Source organism: Hydrogenophaga sp. (genome assembly GCF_026125825.1).
Classification (GTDB): Bacteria; Pseudomonadota; Gammaproteobacteria; order Burkholderiales; family Burkholderiaceae_C; genus Hydrogenophaga.
Window position 1 is genome coordinate 23550 of the sequence record NZ_JAHCKK010000036.1, and the last position, 17181, is coordinate 40730.

General features: G+C 65.6%; 16 protein-coding genes and 2 pseudogenes. All 18 read left to right on the forward strand.

From position 1 onward, the window contains the following. Position 1 precedes the first annotated feature (1 nt). Positions 2–541 (forward strand): PilX N-terminal domain-containing pilus assembly protein, encoded by a 540-nt coding sequence (locus KIT86_RS13270; protein ID WP_297399078.1) that lies wholly within the window; start codon positions 2–4, stop codon positions 539–541. Beyond that, positions 495–4889, forward strand: coding sequence for a PilC/PilY family type IV pilus protein (locus KIT86_RS13275; RefSeq protein ID WP_297399080.1), 4395 nt, complete (start codon positions 495–497; stop codon positions 4887–4889). Before KIT86_RS13270 ends, KIT86_RS13275 begins: the two co-directional genes overlap by 47 nt. Before the next feature lie 3 nt (positions 4890–4892). Further along, entirely contained in the window at positions 4893–5321 is a 429-nt protein-coding gene (locus KIT86_RS13280) for a type IV pilin protein (RefSeq protein ID WP_297399082.1), read from the forward strand. Positions 5322–5381: 60 nt separating this feature from the next. Next, positions 5382–6539, forward strand: coding sequence for a bifunctional diaminohydroxyphosphoribosylaminopyrimidine deaminase/5-amino-6-(5-phosphoribosylamino)uracil reductase RibD (gene ribD, locus KIT86_RS13285; protein ID WP_297399084.1), 1158 nt, complete (start codon positions 5382–5384; stop codon positions 6537–6539). A gap of 107 nt (positions 6540–6646) precedes the next feature. Then, positions 6647–7222, forward strand: coding sequence for a GspH/FimT family pseudopilin (locus KIT86_RS13290; RefSeq protein WP_297399086.1), 576 nt, complete (start codon positions 6647–6649; stop codon positions 7220–7222). Further along, positions 7219–7806, forward strand: coding sequence for a type IV pilus modification protein PilV (gene pilV, locus KIT86_RS13295; protein WP_297399088.1), 588 nt, complete (start codon positions 7219–7221; stop codon positions 7804–7806). Before KIT86_RS13290 ends, pilV begins: the two co-directional genes overlap by 4 nt. Next, positions 7803–7877: pseudogene (locus KIT86_RS25225) on the forward strand (prepilin-type N-terminal cleavage/methylation domain-containing protein); the annotation flags it as partial. The gene pilV and the pseudogene KIT86_RS25225, both read left to right, overlap by 4 nt. Positions 7878–8331: 454 nt before the next feature. Beyond that, complete coding sequence (locus tag KIT86_RS13300) at positions 8332–10629, forward strand: PilC/PilY family type IV pilus protein (protein ID WP_297399091.1); 2298 nt, start codon at positions 8332–8334, stop codon at positions 10627–10629. Continuing rightward, a complete protein-coding gene (locus KIT86_RS13305) occupies positions 10626–11078 on the forward strand; it encodes a type IV pilin protein (protein ID WP_297399093.1) in 453 nt (150 codons plus the stop codon). The genes KIT86_RS13300 and KIT86_RS13305 overlap by 4 nt, the downstream gene beginning before the upstream one ends. 81 nt (positions 11079–11159) lie before the next feature. Next, positions 11160–11804: a riboflavin synthase gene (locus KIT86_RS13310; RefSeq protein ID WP_297399095.1), complete on the forward strand. Its 645-nt coding sequence runs from the start codon at positions 11160–11162 to the stop codon at positions 11802–11804. Continuing rightward, the gene (gene ribBA, locus KIT86_RS13315) at positions 11801–12931 is read left to right on the forward strand and encodes a bifunctional 3,4-dihydroxy-2-butanone-4-phosphate synthase/GTP cyclohydrolase II (RefSeq protein ID WP_297399097.1); all 1131 of its coding nucleotides are present in this window, start codon (positions 11801–11803) and stop codon (positions 12929–12931) included. Before KIT86_RS13310 ends, ribBA begins: the two co-directional genes overlap by 4 nt. A 49-nt stretch (positions 12932–12980) precedes the next feature. Then, positions 12981–13445, forward strand: a complete 465-nt coding sequence (gene ribH, locus KIT86_RS13320) for a 6,7-dimethyl-8-ribityllumazine synthase (protein ID WP_297399099.1) — start codon at positions 12981–12983, stop codon at positions 13443–13445. 5 nt (positions 13446–13450) lie between these two features. After that, on the forward strand, positions 13451–13969 hold the full coding sequence (nusB, locus tag KIT86_RS13325) for a transcription antitermination factor NusB (protein WP_297399101.1): 519 nt from the start codon (positions 13451–13453) through the stop codon (positions 13967–13969). Continuing rightward, complete coding sequence (locus KIT86_RS13330; protein ID WP_297399103.1) at positions 13966–15186, forward strand: pyridoxal phosphate-dependent aminotransferase; 1221 nt, start codon at positions 13966–13968, stop codon at positions 15184–15186. Before nusB ends, KIT86_RS13330 begins: the two co-directional genes overlap by 4 nt. Positions 15187–15281: 95 nt before the next feature. After that, entirely contained in the window at positions 15282–15710 is a 429-nt protein-coding gene (gene ybgC / locus KIT86_RS13335) for a tol-pal system-associated acyl-CoA thioesterase (RefSeq protein WP_297399105.1), read from the forward strand. A gap of 49 nt (positions 15711–15759) precedes the next feature. Next, positions 15760–16458, forward strand: a complete 699-nt coding sequence (gene tolQ, locus KIT86_RS13340) for a protein TolQ (RefSeq protein ID WP_297399107.1) — start codon at positions 15760–15762, stop codon at positions 16456–16458. A 1-nt stretch (position 16459) separates the two neighbouring features. Further along, a complete protein-coding gene (locus tag KIT86_RS13345) occupies positions 16460–16903 on the forward strand; it encodes a biopolymer transporter ExbD (RefSeq protein ID WP_297399109.1) in 444 nt (147 codons plus the stop codon). Positions 16904–16918: 15 nt separating this feature from the next. Further along, a pseudogene (locus tag KIT86_RS13350) lies at positions 16919–17181 on the forward strand (protein TolA); the annotation flags it as partial.

Genomic DNA, 17181 nt, shown 5'->3' on the forward strand with positions numbered 1-17181 from the left:
CATGTCGCGAACGATACCCGGCTCCCTTCGCCATCGCCAAACCGGCGTGGCGCTGATTGTCGCGCTGATCATGGTGGTCATCATGTCCCTGCTGGGGCTCGCCGGCGTACGGATGATCTCCCAGGAAGAAAAAATGGTGGCATACACATATGACCGCACATTGACCTTCCAGGCGGCAGAAGCGGCGCTGAGACAGATTGAAAACAGCATCGACCAGGTCAAACCCGAACCTATCGCGGGTGCCTGCGCGGACTTCACTTCGGGCACCTTCACCGTCCGCGCCTGCCCCCCACCAGCGGCGGGCGCGGCCGTTCCCCGGTGGATGGACACGGCGTTCAACGGTTGGTCCAATGCCACCGCCGTAGGAACCGGCACGTTGGCGATCACGCCGCAGTACTTCGTCGAGTACCTGGGCACGGGATTCCCCTGCAGCCTGGATCCCTCGGCCATCCCCGTGTGCAAACGCTACCGCGTCACGGCTCGCGCTGGCGGAAATGGCCGCGCTGAAGTCATGGTCCAGTCGCTCTATGCCTCGGACTGACGGAAAACACCCCATTCAGGGACGTAAGGAAACACCCATGAGCGCACTCAAGACAATCGCGTCAGCCCTTCGATGGAGCACGGTCGGACTCACCGCCGCGCTGGCGTTTGCCTCACACGCCCTGGTCATCCCGAATGTGCCCTTGTCCGTGCAGCAAAGCGTCAGTCCACTGATCATGCTGGTCGCGGGCAAGGACCACCGATTCTTCTACGAGGCGTACAACGACGCCAGCGACATCGACGGCGACGGCGTGCTCGACGTCCGCTACAAGCCCAGCATCACTTACTTTGGGCTGTTCAATTCCGCGCTGTGCTACACGCACAACAACGACAGCAGCAATGCCGGTCTGTTCAGTCCTGCGGGAACGGCGGCGGCGCTCTTCAAGTGCCCAGGCCAATGGTCCGGCAACTGGTTGAACTACATCACCACCAGCCGCATCGACGCCATGAAAGTGGTGCTGTACGGCGGCACCCGCGAAGTGGACGACAACACCAGCACCATCCTGCGGCGTGCCTACATTCCTCAGGATGCGCACTCGTGGGCCAAGGAGTACACCAGTACCGCGGTGGATGGCTACAACATCGCAGACTACACCCCGCTCGCCCAGCCCACCAGCAGCAGTCGCCGGCACTTCTTTGGCAACCTGACCGCCAACGCGGGCACCAATTGCGCGACGCTCAACAACTGCAGCGACCTTCCACCGCTGTTGTCCGTGGTCACCAACTCAAGCAAACGGGTCTGGGAATGGGCCTCGAAAGAACGCCCCGTCCTGGACGGCACACACGGCGGCACACGCACCGACAGAGCCGTGCGCGTCGAAGCCTGCAAGACCGGTTACACGGGTGGTTGCAAGCTCTACCCCGGTGGCCAGTACAAGCCCGTCGGCCTGCTCCACGACTACGGCGAAAACGATTCCATGCTGTTCGGCCTGCTCAGTGGCAGCTACGACAACAGCGTCTCCGGGGGCCGGCTTCGCAAGGTGATTTCCTCTTTCAAGAATGAAGTCAACGCGACCAATGGCCGGTTCACGAACAGCGCCACGATCGTGAAGACCTTCGACAACCTGCGCATTCGCGACTACAACAACGGCAACACCAGCCAACAGTACCGGGGCGGCTGGGTCACCACCCGTGCGCCCAATGTGGGCGAGTTCCCCGACTGGGGCAACCCCATCGGCGAGATGATGTATGAGTCGCTGCGCTACTTCGCTGGAAAGAAGAGTGCCACCCCTGCGTACATGGGCACGACCACGGTCGACGGCGAGGTGGGATGGTCCGCGGCCACCTGGGACGACCCCTACGAGTCGACCAGCGCAGCCAAGGCGCCCATGTGCGCGCGCGGGAACATGCTGGTCATCTCCGATATCAACGTGTCCTATGACTCCGACCAGCTGCCAGGCGTCGCAAGCGCCTTCTCGACGGGCTTTTCGGGCGATCTCACGGGCTTCAGCGCCCTGACGGAGGCCACCGCCATCACGGCCAACGAATCCGACGTGCCGGGCAACCGCTTCATTGGCCAATCAGGAGCGACCTTCGACTCGGCCCCTTCGCCCAAGAACGTCACCAACCTCGGCACCATTCGCGGCTTGGCGCCGGAAGAGCCGACCAAGCAAGGCAGCTACCACGCGGCGGCCGTGGCGGCATTCGGCAAGCGCAGCGACCTGCGGACACAGACCGGCCTCGCAGGCAAACAAAGTGTGGACACCTTCGTCGTGGCGCTGGCTTCTCCGCTGCCCCGGATCGAAGTTCCCATGAACGCCGGCAAGCGGATCACTCTGGTGCCATTCGCCAAGTCGGTCAGCGGAAGCAGCATTTCCAACGCCAAGGGCGCCTACCAGCCCACAAACCAGATCGTCGATCTCTATGTCGAAGAGATCGTCAACTCTGGCACCGCCGACGCCAACCCGTCCATCAATGACGGTCGCTACTACGCCAAATTCCGCATCAACTACGAAGACGTCGAACAAGGCGCCGACCACGACATGGACGCGATCGTGGAGTACACCATCCGGGCCAACGCGGACAACACGGTCACCGTCATCCTTCGGCCGATCTATCAGGCCGGTGGCATTCAGCATCGCATGGGCTACATCATCTCGGGCACCTCGGCAGACGGGGTGTACCTGGAAGTTCAGGACGAAAGCGACCAGACACCTTACTTTCTGAACACGCCGCCCAACCAGTTGCCCGGTTACTGTGACAAGACCTCGGTCCCCAATGCCTGCAACCGCCTCCCCTACCTGGGTGCGGGCAGCCCCGGCGACACGGCCACGCGAACCTTCAGTCCCGGCACCACGACCGGCGCCACGCTCCTCAAGGACCCACTGTGGTACGCCGCCAAATGGGGCGGCATGGTGGACAGCAACAGCAACGACCGCCCCGACCTCACGCCGGAATGGGATGCCGACGGCGATGGCACTCCGGACACTTACTTCTTGGTGCAGAACCCGCTCAAGCTCAAGGAATCGCTCAAGAAGACGTTGGACAACATTGCCTCGCGTTCGAGCAGCGCGAGCAACGTGTCGGCCAACAGCACCAGCATCTCGTCGTCCTCCAGGCTGTACCAAGCGGTTTTCAACACCCAGCGATGGTCCGGCGACCTCGTGGCCTATCCCGCCACGGCCAACGGCGTAGGAGCCACGCCCTCGTGGCACGCCACGCTGGCCATGCCCGCATGGAACGAACGCAACGTGTTCATGCGCACATCCAACGCGACCACGCTCAAGCTCACGAACTACAGCAGCCTATCGGCATCGGATCAAACAGCCTTCAGCAACAACACGGTGTTCGAGTACCTGTTAGGCCGGCGCACGGCGGAAGTGCAGAACGGTGGCGCGTTGAGAGACCGAGGCAGCGCGCTGGGCGACATCGTGCACTCCTCGCCGTACTACGATCGGAACACCGATGTGATCTATGTCGGCGCCAACGACGGCATGTTGCATGCCTTCCGCGGTGGCGATGGCCGTGAATTGTTTGCGTTCGCGCCGCGCCAGTCCATCTCACGCATGCGCAACCTCGCCTCGACCAGCTACGTTCACGACTACTACGTGGACGGTGACGTGGTGGTTTCGGATCGAACCGCTGCTTCGAACAACAAGAGCTATCTCTACAGTCTGCTGGGTCGGGGCGGCAAGGGCCTGTTCTCGCTGGACGTCACCGCGCCCGCGTCTTTTGGCACCGGTTCATTCCTCTGGGAGTACACGCCACGAGGCAACACGGCGGCCGCAGCGGATGCCAATCTCGGCAAGATGCTGGGCCGGCCCATCGTCGTCAAACTCAACAACGGCAAGCTGGGCCTGATTGCGGGCAACGGATATGAAAGCACTGGCGGCAAGGCCGTGCTTTACATCTTCATCATCAACACCGATGGCTCGCTCGATCGAGTGAAGACCATCGACACGCTGGTGGGGGGCGACAATGGGATGGCGGGCCCTGCGGCGCACGATGCCAACAACGACGGCATCGCCGACTACATCTTTGCGGGCGACCTCAAGGGGAATGTGTGGAAGTTCGATGTGACCTCCAACGATCCGGACTCATGGCAAGTGGCCTACAGCGGTGCACCGCTCTTCCAGGCGCGGGATCACAATGGCACCGCCCAGCCCATCACGGCGCCGATGTACACCGCAGTGAACAACAAGAGCGGCGATCCGAACCGGAACAAGCTGTTCGTCTTCTTCGGCAGTGGCGCCTATTTCAGGACCGGCGACGCGACCGACATGCAAAGGCAAACCTGGTATGGGCTCATCGCTGATGGGCTCACGCCAATCAACAGCAGCCGCGCCGCCGGCGCGCTGCGCCAGCGGTCGGTGACAGCCATTGGGACCGTGGGAGGTCGATCCAGCAGGACCTTCTCGGCCGCGGCAGCCAATGACATGGTAGGCATGAGCGGCTGGTACCTCGACTTCACCAGCCCCGTGGAAGGCGAACGCATCACCACGGCGTCAAAAATCATCAACTATGCCGTGCCAGGCCTGACGGGCAGTTCGATGTACCCCATCACCAACGATCCATGCATCCCTGGCGGGCGGGGCTATCTCAACGTACTGGACCCGTTCAGCGGCGCGTCGTTCAATTTCGGAATTCTTGATGCCAACCGCGACAACGACTTCTCCAACGACACACTCACAGCGCCGAATGGCACGGTGGGCTTCATCGGATCGGTGGATGTCGGCGTCGGCATTCCCACCGAGCCGCTGGCCATGGGAATGCCCGGTCGAGTGAAGATCTTTATTGGTGGGTCGGGAGATCCCAGCAGCCCGGGAGGGCCTCCCATCGTCGACGAGAATCTCAAGGGGGGCGAAGCGCTCAAGGGCCGGATCTCGTGGCGGGAAATCGTGAGGGACTGACACATGTACTTGAACCAGCGAAGGCAGCCTGTTCGCGGATTCACCTTGATCGAACTGATGATCACGGTGGCCATCATCGCCATCCTCGCCGCCGTGGCCCTCCCCAGCTACCAGACCTATGTGCAGCGCACCAACCGCGCTGTCGCCACGGGCTGCCTTCAGGAAATGGCCCAGCACATGGAACGCCGTTACACCACCACCATGGCCTACAACTCGGCTGCGGCATTGCCCGTCCTCGGCTGCACCAACGAGGTGGCGGCGCGCTACACCTTTGCGTTCGCCGCAGGTCAGCCCACGGCCACCACGTACACCATCGAAGCCACGCCGCAGGGAGCGCAGGCTTCCGATGCACGTTGCGCCACCCTGGGCCTGACGCATCAGGGCACCAGAACCATTTCGGGCACCGCCACCGTGAATGATTGCTGGCGCTGAAGCCCGCATCCCCTGTCCTTGATGTCGGGGGCAGGCGGCAACCGCTGATAAGCTCAGCGCATGACCGCGCCCTCACCCCAGCACATGCTCGATCAGGCACTGCATCTCGCCAGCCTTGCCATGCGCTCGAGCAACCCCAACCCCCGCGTGGGCTGCGTCATCATCACGCCTGACGGCCGCGAGATCGGCGTCGGCCACACGCAGCCAGCAGGAAGCCCGCACGCCGAAATCATGGCCTTGCGCGACGCACAGGCACGTGGCGAATCCGTGGTCGGCGCCATCGCCTACGTCACGCTTGAGCCCTGCTCGCATCATGGGCGCACGCCCCCCTGCTGCGACGCATTGATCGCCGCACGCATCGGCAAGGTCGTGGTCGCCACGGGGGATCCCAACCCGCAGGTCTCGGGTCGTGGCCTGGACCGACTGCGCGCAGCGGACATCGCGGTGGAATTGCTGCCAGTCGGCCACGATGTCGCTCGCGCATCGCGCGAACTCAACATCGGTTTCTTCAGCCGCATGATTCGCCGCACGCCCTGGGTGCGCATGAAAGCCGCCGCGTCACTCGATGGCGTGACCGCCCTGGACAACGGTGCCAGCCAATGGATCACCGGCGATGCCGCTCGCACCGATGGCCACGCCTGGCGCGCAAGAGCCTGCGCTGTGCTCACCGGCATCGGCACGGTGCTGGAGGATGATCCCCTGCTGGACGTTCGCCTTGTGGACACCCCTCGCCAGCCCCACCTGGTGGTGATCGACAGCCGATTGCAAACGCCCCCGACTGCCCGCCTCTTCCAGAAGCCGGCCAACGGCCAGGCTCGTCAAATCTGGATCTATCACGCCATCCAAGACGCCGACAAGGAAAGCGCCTTGCAGCACCTGGGCGCCACCCTGATCCACATGCCGGGCGCCAACAGCAAGGTGGATCTGCCCGGGATGTTGGCCGATCTGGCAGGGCGCGAAGTCAATGAGCTTCACGTCGAGGCTGGCCACAAGCTCAATGGTTCGCTCGTGCGGGAGGGGTTGGTTGATGAAGTGCTGCTCTACCTGGCCCCGCAGCTGCTCGGGCGCGGCGCCAGCCTGGCCGACTTTGGCCCGCTGCAGCAATTGAAAGAAGGCCCGCTGCTCCACTACATGTCAGTGGACACCGTGGGTGCGGACCTTCGCATCGTGGCAAGGATGCAAGGCCACGATGGATTCCTGTCGCCGCCCCCCGCTTAGCCATCAGCCAAGAAGATACAAAAAGCAATACAAAGCAACCATCCACTGGATGACACCGCCTGTCTTGATCACGCTTTAGTTTTAATTTTGGCTGATAGAGTGCCGCCATGCAAAAAGCGCGGCGACTCTTCGTCTCGGGTCCGGATGGGATCCTGGGCGTCTCTCTGATCGAACTGCTGGTGGTGATCGCCGTGCTGGCGATCCTCGCCTCCATCGCCATCCCCTCGTTTGCAGGCATCTCGCGCCAGTACCGCGTGAACGCGGCGGCAGAGGAGTTCATGGCGTCGGTCCAGCTTGCCCGACTGGACGCCATTCGCCTGGGCCAGGACATGGTGATCCGGCGCCAAACCTCGTGCGCCGTTGCATTGCCCACCACCGCCGATTGGCATTGTGGATGGCGCGTCTTTGCCGATCTCAATGGCAATCAGCTGCCGGACGCGGGCGAGACCGAGTTGCAGTCCGTCGCACTTCCCACTGGCATCTACCTTGTCAAGGCGCAGGGCGGCGGCAGCCCGCAGTACATCACCATCAACCGGTACGGCCAGGTCACCGCCATCGGCCAGCGCTTTTCCGTCTTTGCCGCCAACATGACCGAGCAGTCCGGTCAGCTGATCTGCTTTTCCACCGGCACCCGCCTGCGCACGGTCAGCGGCGCAAAAACCTGTCTCGATCAGGCCAAATGACCCGGAGACCTCAACACCGCCAACAAGGCACCAGCCTGATCGAAGCCTTGGTGGCGCTGTTGGTGCTGGCCCTGGGTGTGATGGGAATGGCCGCCATCCAGACCCGTTCGCTGGCCACCGCCCGCAGCAGCAACCTGCGGGCGGCGGCTATTCGGGCGGTCGAAGACTTGCAAGAACGCATGCAGGCCAACTCGGACCTCCGGGTCGTGCCAGCCGTGGCCACCCCTTACGTGACCACCTGGGGGCCTCCGCCAGCCGCCCAAACCGATTGCAACTCGGTCTCCTGCACGGGGGCGCAACTGGCGGCCTTCGATCTCGTGCAATGGAAGAACGAACTAAGTCGCTCCCTGCCCTCCGGTGACGGGATGGTCTTCGCCTCCGCGAAGGATGTCACCCAGCTGGGCATTCTGGTGGCGTGGAAGGAAAACCAGGCCCAATACGAGGCCCAGGTTGGCGACAAAGAAGCCGTCCCCTCGCGCCAGCCCACCGCCGCGCAAGGCGCAACCGATCCAACGGCCACTGGCGTATCGGGTGAGCTGTGCCCCGCCACCCTCACCTGTCACCTGAGCTTCGTTCGACCATGAGGCCGTCGCGTCAGTCGGGCGTGAGCCTGATCGAACTCATGATCGGGCTGGTGATTGGCCTCATGGTGGTGATCGCGTCCATGGGCAGTCTCGTGTACACGCGCGCGGCGTCCCGGATGATGGGCGACAGCACACGCCTGCAACAGGACGCCGCCACGGCCTTGCGCGTGATCGGTGAGATGGTCCGCCAGGCAGGGGCGCGGCGGCTGATGGACACACCGGGGGGCACGGTGAGCTTCAATCCAGGCTACACGGGGATCGAAGTCAATCCGAACACCTGGCAGCCCGCCGCCGCCAAGGGGACAGATGGCGCATCGGAAGGGCCGGACACCCTGCAGCTTGACCGCGACCACACCCTGACCACGGGAGTGGACGTCAAAAGTCCCTTGAACACCGACAACACGGACTGCCTTGGCCAGCCGACGGTGCCAGGCAACAACGTCACCAGCACCTTCAGCGTGGATGCGGGAGAACTCAAGTGCAAAGGGTCCGGGAGCACCGACGGCGCCTATGCCCTGATCGCCGGTGTCGAGGACTTCCAGGTCTGGTACGGGCTTCGGCAAGGCGCTGGCCTGGCCTTCGCCATTCTGCGACATTTACTCCGGCAACACCCGGCCTTGCGACAGTGGTCTAGGACTGAGCTGGCTCACCCGCGAGAACGAGCGCAAGGTGGAGCTGTGGCACGCGGCCTTGAACAGCCGAGGGCGTTTCGTGCCAGCCGTCGACGACATGGCGCTGCTCAATGCCTTCCAGGGGATTCTGGACGACATCCTCCACCAGACTTCGCAGCCCTGGGTCAGCATCGCGAGCAGTTCCAGCCGCCTGCGCTCCAATGGGCTCATCTACGTCGCCGGCTTCGACTCCAGCAACTGGAGTGGCCATCTGAGCGCATACCCCATCGACGCCACCACCTACGGCGTCAGCAGCTCGCCCTCGTGGTCGGCGCACCAGTTGCTCGACGCCAGCACGCCGGATGCACGGAAGATCCTCACCCACAACGGCAAGGAGGGCATCGCCTTCACCTGGAACAGTTTGAACCAGGCGCAACAAGCCGCCCTGCGAGGCAGCGACAGCGAGGTCGAAGGCCAACGCCGCCTGAACTACCTCCGGGGAGACCGGGCCCACGAAGACGACAAGCCGGGCGGCACGCTGCGCCGCCGCGACTCCCGGCTGGGCGACATTGCCAACGCGAACATCTGGCAGGCCCGACAGCCTGTGCGCCTGGGATTCGAGCACGCCGGGCACGCCAAATTCCGCACCGGGCAGACCACCCGACTGCCCATGCTCTACGTCGGCGCGAACGACGGCATGCTGCATGCCTTCAGCGCCGTGGACGGCCGCGAGCTCATGGCTTATGTGCCGGCCGGGGTCTATGGCCACCTGCGCGGCTACACGCGTCCCGACTACAGCCACCGCTACTTCGTGGACGGACACGCCTTCACCGGCGACGTCGATATCAGCAATGCAAGCCCGCTTCCCGACTGGCGCACCTACCTCGTCGGCGCCCTGGGCGGCGGTGGCAGGGGCTACTTCGTGCTGGACGTCACCACCCCGCTGACGACCACCGCGGCCAACTCCACCTTCCAGCCGTCGGGCGTGATCCTGGACCGCAGCTTTCCAGGCAATGCCACGGCGCCCGATGAAGAGAGCAAGGACATTGGCCACCTGTACGCACCGCCGGTGGTGAGCTCGATCGACGCAAGCCGCAGCGAGCAAATCGTCAAGCTCAACAATGGCCGCTGGGCGGTCGTCATGGGCAACGGGGTCAACAGCGTCAACGAACGCCCTGTGCTCCTTGTCCAGTACCTCGACGGACCACGCGAGCTGCTCCGCATCGTGGCCCAGGCCGCCACGCACCAGGGCAACGGACTGTCTGCGCCCCGCCTGCTTGACGTCAACGGTGACGGCAAGATGGACGTGGCCTACGCAGGCGACCTGCAAGGCAATCTCTGGAAATTCAACCTGACCGGCACCGACGCCAGCCAATGGGGCGTCAGCGACTGGAGCGGCGGTGGAAAACCCTGCCGGAACGCTGCCTGCACGCCTCTGTTCACGGCCCGCGACGCGGCCTTGCCGGCCAACCCCCAGCCCATCACCACAGCGCCCATCTGGATGCCTCACCCCCTTGGCGGCATCCAGATCCTGTTCGGCACCGGCCGCCAACTTGAAGACGCCGATCGGGCCAACGCGAAAGTGCAGACCATCTACTCCCTTTGGGACGCCAGCCGCTACACGGTCGCTGCCACAGGAGGTCTGGCGGAAGCCCCGGACACGCGCTCCACCATCGCGGGCCGCAGCGCGCTGGTCCAGCAAGCCGTGACCGGCGCCGTCACCAGCCGCGCCTCGGGCGCCGAGCTGCCCACCGAGTTCTTCAAGAGTTCCCGCCGGCCCGTCGCATACGCCCGCGCCAGCCCGAGCGCTCCGCGCGGCTGGTACATGGACCTGCCCGACGTCGGTGAGCGCGTGTTGAGCAACCCGCAGCCCTTCGAGGGTCAGAAAGTGATGGTGAGCACCTCTGTCCCATCACAAGGCAACGCCGAAGAAAGCTGCACCTTCGAGCAGGCCCAGGAGGGCGGTTCGATCAACGTGCTCAACATGATCACCGGGCAGCCGGGAAGCACCCCGCCTTTCGCCGGCACCGACGCGACCATGTCCATGGTCGACACCTCCCGCGTGCGGTTTGGCAACGGCGAGTTCACCAGCATCCACACACGCGGCGGAGATCTCAAGCTGCTCTCGCTCTCCAACTCATCGGTGAAGTCGCTGACGGCGGTGGGCGGCAAGGTGGCCGGCCGGCGCGCGGACTGGAGGGAACTCGAATGAGCACGCGTCCGGGCGCTGTGGCGCAACGGCGGTCGGCGCAGCGCGCCTTCACGCTGATCGAAGTGTTGATCGTGGTGGCCATCATCGGGGTGCTCGCTGGCATCGCACTCCCGCAATACACCTCGCATGTGCAGCGAACCCACCGGGCCCACGCCCGGGCCACCCTGCTGCAAGCCGCCCAATGGCTGGAACGCGCGGCCACCGCACAGGGCGCCTACCCTGAAAGGGCAGCCATTCCTGCCGGTCTGCTGGCGGTGGAAGGCGATCGGTACACGATCGGCTTCAAAACCCTCACCGCCAGCGCGTTCGTGTTGCAAGCCACCCCACGCGCCGCGCAGAGCGCGGACGAATGCGGTGTCTTCGAACTCAGCGAAGCGGGTCTGAGAACCCAATCGGCGTCGACGCTCGTGGCAAACCCTCTGTCGGCGCAGGCCTGCTGGGATCGCTAGTCGGCGGCCCTGGCCACCCCCTTCGGCTGCCGTCGGTGGCGCGTTTTGGCCGGGTGGGCGAAACCCTGCGAAAATAGCGGGATGTTTACCGGCATCATCACCGGCGTGGGGCGCATCGCCGCCCTCCACGACCTGGGCAGCTCTTTGGATCATGGCAAGCGACTCACACTCGAGGCGCCGCCTGGGTACCTCGACGACGTCGGTCTGGGCGACAGCATCGCCCTCGACGGCGCGTGCATGACCGTCACCTCGCTGGACCTGCCCCGGCACCATTTCACGATCGACATTTCCGCCGAATCGCTGGCTCGCACCACTGGCCTGGCGCAAACCGGCCGCCGCGTCAACCTGGAGAAGGCACTGCGCGCCCACGACCGCCTGGGCGGGCACATTGTGTCGGGCCACGTGGACGGCGTGGGCACCGTCACCCGGTTCGCCCGGGTCGGCGAGAGCTGGGAACTGCGCGTGATGGCACCGCCCGAGCTGGGCAAATACCTGGCGTACAAGGGCTCGATCACCGTCAACGGCGTCAGCCTCACCGTCAACCAGGTGGCCGACAGCGCCGCCGGTTGCGAATTCAGCATCAACCTCATCCCCCACACGGTGGAGAACACGGCACTGGGCGAGTTGACAGAAGCCAGCTCGGTCAACCTCGAAATCGACACCGTCGCGCGCTATGTCGAGCGCATGCTCAGCGCCGGCGCGCAACCCACCAAGGAAACCGCATGAACGCCCCTGAAACCCTGGCCCCGGTCGCCATCTCGCCCGTCGAGGACATCGTCGCCGACATGCGCGCCGGCCGAATTGTCATCCTGGTCGACGAGGAAGACCGCGAAAACGAGGGCGACCTCGTGTTGGCAGCTGACCACGTCACGCCCGAAGCGATCAACTTCATGGCCCGTTTCGGCCGCGGTCTCATCTGCCTCACCCTCACGCGCGAGCGCTGCGAGCGCCTTCGCCTGCCGCCCATGGTGCCGCGCAATGGCACCAAGATGGGCACGGCCTTCACCATCTCCATCGAAGCCGCCGAAGGCGTTACCACCGGCATTTCAGCCGCCGATCGCGCGCGCACCGTGCAGGCAGCCGTGGCCCCCGACGCCCAACCCGGCGACCTTGTCCAGCCAGGCCACATCTTCCCGCTGCAAGCCGTGGAAGGCGGCGTTCTCATGCGCGCCGGCCACACCGAAGCCGGCTGCGACCTCGCCGCCATGGCCGGCTGCAGCCCCGCATCGGTGATCTGCGAGATCATGAAGGACGATGGCACCATGGCGCGCCTGCCCGATCTGCAGGTCTTCGCCGCGGAGCACGGTCTGAAGATCGGCACCATCGCCGACCTGATCGAACACCGCAGCCGCACCGAATGCCTGGTGAAGAAACTGGGCACGCGCAGCATGAACACCGCGTTTGGGGAGTTTCAGGTCACCGCCTTCAGCGACCAGCCCAGCGGCGCATTGCACCTGGCCCTGGTGAAGGGCGAGTGGAAGCCCGAAGACAGTGTGGCCGTGCGGGTGCACGAACCACTGTCGGTGCTGGATGCGCTGGAAGTGGGCCGCTCCATGCACTCCTGGAGCCTGGAAGCCAGCCTGCGCCACATCGCCCAGGCCGGCGCGGGCGTGGCCGTTCTGCTCAATTGCGGTGAAGCCGCCAGCCAGCTCCTGGCCCAGTTCGAGGGCACAGCGCGGTCCGCCCAGGCGCCCGAGCGCGGCCGCATGGACCTGCGCACCTACGGCGTGGGCGCGCAAATCCTGCGCGACTGCGGCGTGCACCGCATGCAGCTCATGGGCAACCCGCGCCGCATGCCCAGCATGACCGGCTACGGCCTTGAGATCACCGGGTACCTCAGCCGCAACGGCTGACCCTTTTCCTTTCCCTGACCTCCTCCATCCCAAGAAACGGACCCCCTACATGTTCGGCGCAGACAAAGGCACCCCCAGCGTGCTCGACGGCAGAAAACTCAGCATCGGCATCGTCCAGGCCCGCTTCAACGAATCCATCACCGACGCCCTGTTCAACGCCTGCCTGGCCGAGCTGCTCGCCCTGGGCGTGCAGGACAAGAACATCGCCCACGTGAAGGTGCCTGGCGCACTGGAAGTGCCCGTGGCCCTGCAGGCCATGGCCGAACGCGACGACTTCGACGCGCTGATCGCGCTGGGCTGCATCATCCGCGGCGAAACCTACCACTTCGAGCTGGTGGCCAACGAATCGGGCGCGGGCGTCACGCGCCTGTCGCTGGACTACCAGATCCCCATCGCCAACGCCATCCTGACCACCGAGAACCTCGAGCAGGCCGTGGCCCGCCAGACCGACAAGGGCCGCGACGCGGCCCGCGTGGCCGTGGAGATGGCCCACCTGCTGCAAGAGATCGGTTGAACACCATGTCCGCTGAAACCCCCACCCCGGCCAATGCCAAGAGCAGCGGCACCACGCGCAAGGCGGCCGACAAGTCCGCCCGCACCCGCGCCCGAGAATTCGCGCTGCAGGGGATCTATCAACACCTGGTAGGCCGCAACGCCGCGATCGACATCGACACCTTCACACGCGACCTGGCCGGCTTCCATAAGGCCGACAGCGTGCACTTCGACGCCCTCCTGCATGGCTGCATCGCAGAAGCTGCGGCGCTGGATGCGCTGATCACGCCGCGCCTGGACCGCCCGCTGGCGGAACTCTCGCCCATTGAACACGGTGTGCTCTGGATCGGCGCCTACGAATTCCAGCATTGCCTGGACGTGCCCTGGCGCGTGGTGCTCAACGAGTGCATCGAACTGGCGAAGTCCTTTGGCGGCACCGACGGCCACAAATACGTCAATGGCGTGATGCACCAGCTGGCATCGCAGTTGCGCCCCGCAGAGGTGGCCGCCTCACCAGCCCCGGCCTCGCGCAAGCCCGCTCCATGAGGATTGCCCAGCGCGCCCAGCGCGTCGAACCGTTCTACGTGATGGAGCTGGCCAAGGCCGCCTCCGCGATGGCGGCCCGGGCCGGCGCCGGCGACCGGTCGATGATCTACCTGAACATTGGCGAGCCCGACTTCACTGCGCCGCCGCTGGTCGCCGCGGCCGCCGAACGCGCCATCCACGCCGGCCGCAGCCAGTACACGCAAGCCACAGGCCTGCCTCAGCTGCGCGAAGCCATCAGCGGCTGGTACGCCTCGCGCTTTGGCCTGCGCATCGACCCGGCGCGCATCGTCATCACCGCCGGTGCCTCGGCCGCACTGCAGCTGGCCTGCCTGGCCCTCATCGAGGCCGGAGACGAAGTGCTCATGCCCGACCCGAGCTACCCGTGCAACCGGCAGTTCGTGCAGGCCGCCGAAGGCCGCGCGATGCTGATCCCCTCGGGCCCCGAGCAGCGCTTCCAGCTCAGTGCCGAACAGGTCCGGGCGGCCTGGGGCGCGGCCACGCGGGGCGTCCTGCTCGCCTCGCCCTCCAACCCCACGGGCACCAGCATCGCCCGCGAAGAGCTCGAACGCATCGCGGGCTTCGTGCGCGGGCGTGGCGGCGTCACCCTGGTCGATGAGATCTACCTCGGCCTGAGCTTTGAAGACGAGTACGGCCACAGCGCGCTGGGCCTGCCCGATGGCCTGGGCGACGAGGTCATCAGCATCAACAGCTTCTCGAAGTACTTCAACATGACCGGCTGGCGCCTGGGCTGGCTGGTGCTGCCCCCGGCCCTGGTGCCCACGGTGGAACGCCTGGCACAGAACCTCTTCATCTGCGCCAGCACCATCGCCCAACATGCAGCACTGGCCTGCTTCGAGCCCGACAGCCTGGCCGAATACGAACGCCGCCGCGCCGCCTTCAAGGCCCGGCGCGACTTCTTCATTCCCGAGCTCTCCCGCCTGGGTCTGAACGTGCCCGTGATGCCCGACGGCGCCTTCTACGCCTGGGCCGACGTTCGCGGCCTGTGTGATCGCTGGGGCATTGCCCCCCAGGGCGCGCGGCCAGACGAAGGCGGAAGCTGGGCGCTGGCGTTCGAGCTCATGAAGCGCTGCCAGCTCGCCACCACACCCGGGCGCGATTTCGGTCTGGCCGAGCCTGGACGCTACCTGCGCTTCTCCACCGCCAACTCGATGGCCCAGCTCCAGGAAGCCGTGGCCCGCCTGGAGCAGGCCCTGTGAACGCGCCCCACACCGCGACGCCGCCAACGCCGCCGGACCGTCCCCACGCGGGGGCAGTCCCCACGGGGGGCAGCGAACCCCGCGCAGCAGGGAGCATGAAGGCCCCATTCACCTGGCCGGTGCGCGTCTACTGGGAAGACACCGATGCGGGCGGCATCGTCTTCTACGCCAACTACCTCAAGTTCTTCGAGCGCGCCCGCACCGAGTGGCTGCGCCACCTGGGCCTGGGGCAGCAAGCCTTGCGCGACGAGGTCGGCGGCATGTTTGTCGTGAGCGAAACCCAGGTGCAGTACCACCGCCCGGCGCGCCTGGATGATTTGCTTCTGGTTACAGCCCACGTGCGGGAAGCGGGCCGGGCCTCCCTGACAATCGAGCAGCGCGCGCTCTTGCAGCCCACGCTGGCCGGCGAGCCCGCCGCGCTGCTGTGCGAGGGCACGATCCGGATTGGCTGGGTCGACGCGCAAAGCCTGCGCCCCCAGCGCATCCCGGCCCAGGTCTTGAACGCGCTGCAAGGCCAGGCCTGACAAGGCCCAGCCCCGAAACTTTTTTCCCACCTACCGCATCCGAACACCCATGACCCAAGATCTTTCCATCGTTCAATTGATGCTCAACGCGAGCTGGGTGGTCCAGGCCGTCGTGGCGCTGCTGGTGGTGGTCTCCGTGGTGAGCTGGGCCGCCATCTTCCGCAAGGTGTTTGCCCTCAGGCGCGTGCGCAGCTACAACGAAGTCTTCGAACGCGAGTTCTGGTCGGGCACCAACCTCAACGATCTGTATGCCTCTGCCGCCCAGAACGCCAAACACGGCGGGCCGATGGAGCGCATCTTCGCCAGCGGCATGCGCGAGTACCAGAAGCTGCGCGAGCGCCGCATCACCGACAGCGGCGCCCTGCTCGACGGCGCGCGCCGCGCCATGCGGGCGAGCTTCCAGCGCGAACTGGACGCGCTGGAGACCAACCTCTCCTTCCTCGGCTCGGTCGGCTCGGTCTCGCCCTACGTGGGCTTGTTCGGCACCGTCTGGGGCATCATGCACGCCTTCACGGGCCTGGCCGCGCTGGCGCAGGTGACCCTGGCCACGGTGGCCCCCGGCATCGCCGAAGCGCTGGTCGCCACCGCCATCGGCCTGTTCGCCGCCATCCCCGCGGTCGTGTTCTACAACCGCTTCTCGCACGACATCGACCGCGTGGCCAACGCCATGGAAACCTTCATGGAAGAGTTCTCCAACATCCTGCAGCGCAACCTCGGCGTGAGCACCCAGACGCCGTCGGGACACTGACATGCCAGCCGTCTCCTCCCGCGGCCGGGGCCGCCGCACCATCAACGAGATCAACATGGTGCCCTTCATCGACGTGATGCTGGTGCTGTTGATCATCTTCATGGTCACCGCGCCGCTGATCACGCCGAGCCAGATCGCCCTGCCCAGCGTCGGCCAGGCCGGTCGACAGCCTGACCGCTTCGTGGCCGTCGTGATCGACAAGGACGAGCAGATCAAGGTGCGCGAAGGCTCCTCCAGCGCCGAACCGCAGCCAGTCGCCATCGGCCAGTTGGTCACTCGCGTGCAGCAACTGCAGGCCAGCCGGGGCAGCCCACCCGAAGGGGGCGTGCCTGTGGTGATCAGCGCCGACAAGAACGTCAAGTACGAAGCCGTTGTTCGCGTGATGGATACCTTGCAGCGCGCCGGCATTGCGCGCGTCGGCCTGTCCGTGCAAACCTCGCGCTGAGCCACGCCACCCGCCATGCAATCCACCGCCGACCACCTCGACCTCGCCCCGCCGCGCAACGGGCGCTGGCTGGGCCCGATGGGCCTGGCCCTGTTCGCCCATGGTCTGCTGGTGATTGCCCTCACCCTGGGCGTGCAGTGGCAGAACGACGGCGAGCCCGTCACTGTCGAGGCCGAACTCTGGTCCCGCACGCCGCAGCAGGCGGCGCCAAGGGCGGTCGAGCCGCCACCGCCGCCGCCCGCGCCCACCCCGGCCCCCACACCAGCCCCCGCGCCGAA

Excerpts from the sequence above, each read along its gene's own strand:
- ribD (WP_297399084.1), top strand. The coding sequence starts at position 5,382 with ATGACCGCGCCCTCACCCCAGCACATGCTCGATCAGGCACTGCATCTC.
- pilV (WP_297399088.1), top strand. The coding sequence starts at position 7,219 with ATGACCCGGAGACCTCAACACCGCCAACAAGGCACCAGCCTGATCGAA.
- tolQ (WP_297399107.1), top strand. The coding sequence starts at position 15,760 with ATGACCCAAGATCTTTCCATCGTTCAATTGATGCTCAACGCGAGCTGG.
- KIT86_RS13280 (WP_297399082.1), top strand. The coding sequence starts at position 4,893 with ATGTACTTGAACCAGCGAAGGCAGCCTGTTCGCGGATTCACCTTGATC.
- KIT86_RS13270 (WP_297399078.1), top strand. The coding sequence starts at position 2 with ATGTCGCGAACGATACCCGGCTCCCTTCGCCATCGCCAAACCGGCGTG.
- ybgC (WP_297399105.1), top strand. The coding sequence starts at position 15,282 with ATGAAGGCCCCATTCACCTGGCCGGTGCGCGTCTACTGGGAAGACACC.
- ribBA (WP_297399097.1), top strand. The coding sequence starts at position 11,801 with ATGAACGCCCCTGAAACCCTGGCCCCGGTCGCCATCTCGCCCGTCGAG.
- KIT86_RS13275 (WP_297399080.1), top strand. The coding sequence starts at position 495 with ATGGCCGCGCTGAAGTCATGGTCCAGTCGCTCTATGCCTCGGACTGAC.
- KIT86_RS13290 (WP_297399086.1), top strand. The coding sequence starts at position 6,647 with ATGCAAAAAGCGCGGCGACTCTTCGTCTCGGGTCCGGATGGGATCCTG.
- nusB (WP_297399101.1), top strand. The coding sequence starts at position 13,451 with ATGTCCGCTGAAACCCCCACCCCGGCCAATGCCAAGAGCAGCGGCACC.
- KIT86_RS13330 (WP_297399103.1), top strand. The coding sequence starts at position 13,966 with ATGAGGATTGCCCAGCGCGCCCAGCGCGTCGAACCGTTCTACGTGATG.
- KIT86_RS13305 (WP_297399093.1), top strand. The coding sequence starts at position 10,626 with ATGAGCACGCGTCCGGGCGCTGTGGCGCAACGGCGGTCGGCGCAGCGC.
- KIT86_RS13310 (WP_297399095.1), top strand. The coding sequence starts at position 11,160 with ATGTTTACCGGCATCATCACCGGCGTGGGGCGCATCGCCGCCCTCCAC.
- ribH (WP_297399099.1), top strand. The coding sequence starts at position 12,981 with ATGTTCGGCGCAGACAAAGGCACCCCCAGCGTGCTCGACGGCAGAAAA.
- KIT86_RS13345 (WP_297399109.1), top strand. The coding sequence starts at position 16,460 with ATGCCAGCCGTCTCCTCCCGCGGCCGGGGCCGCCGCACCATCAACGAG.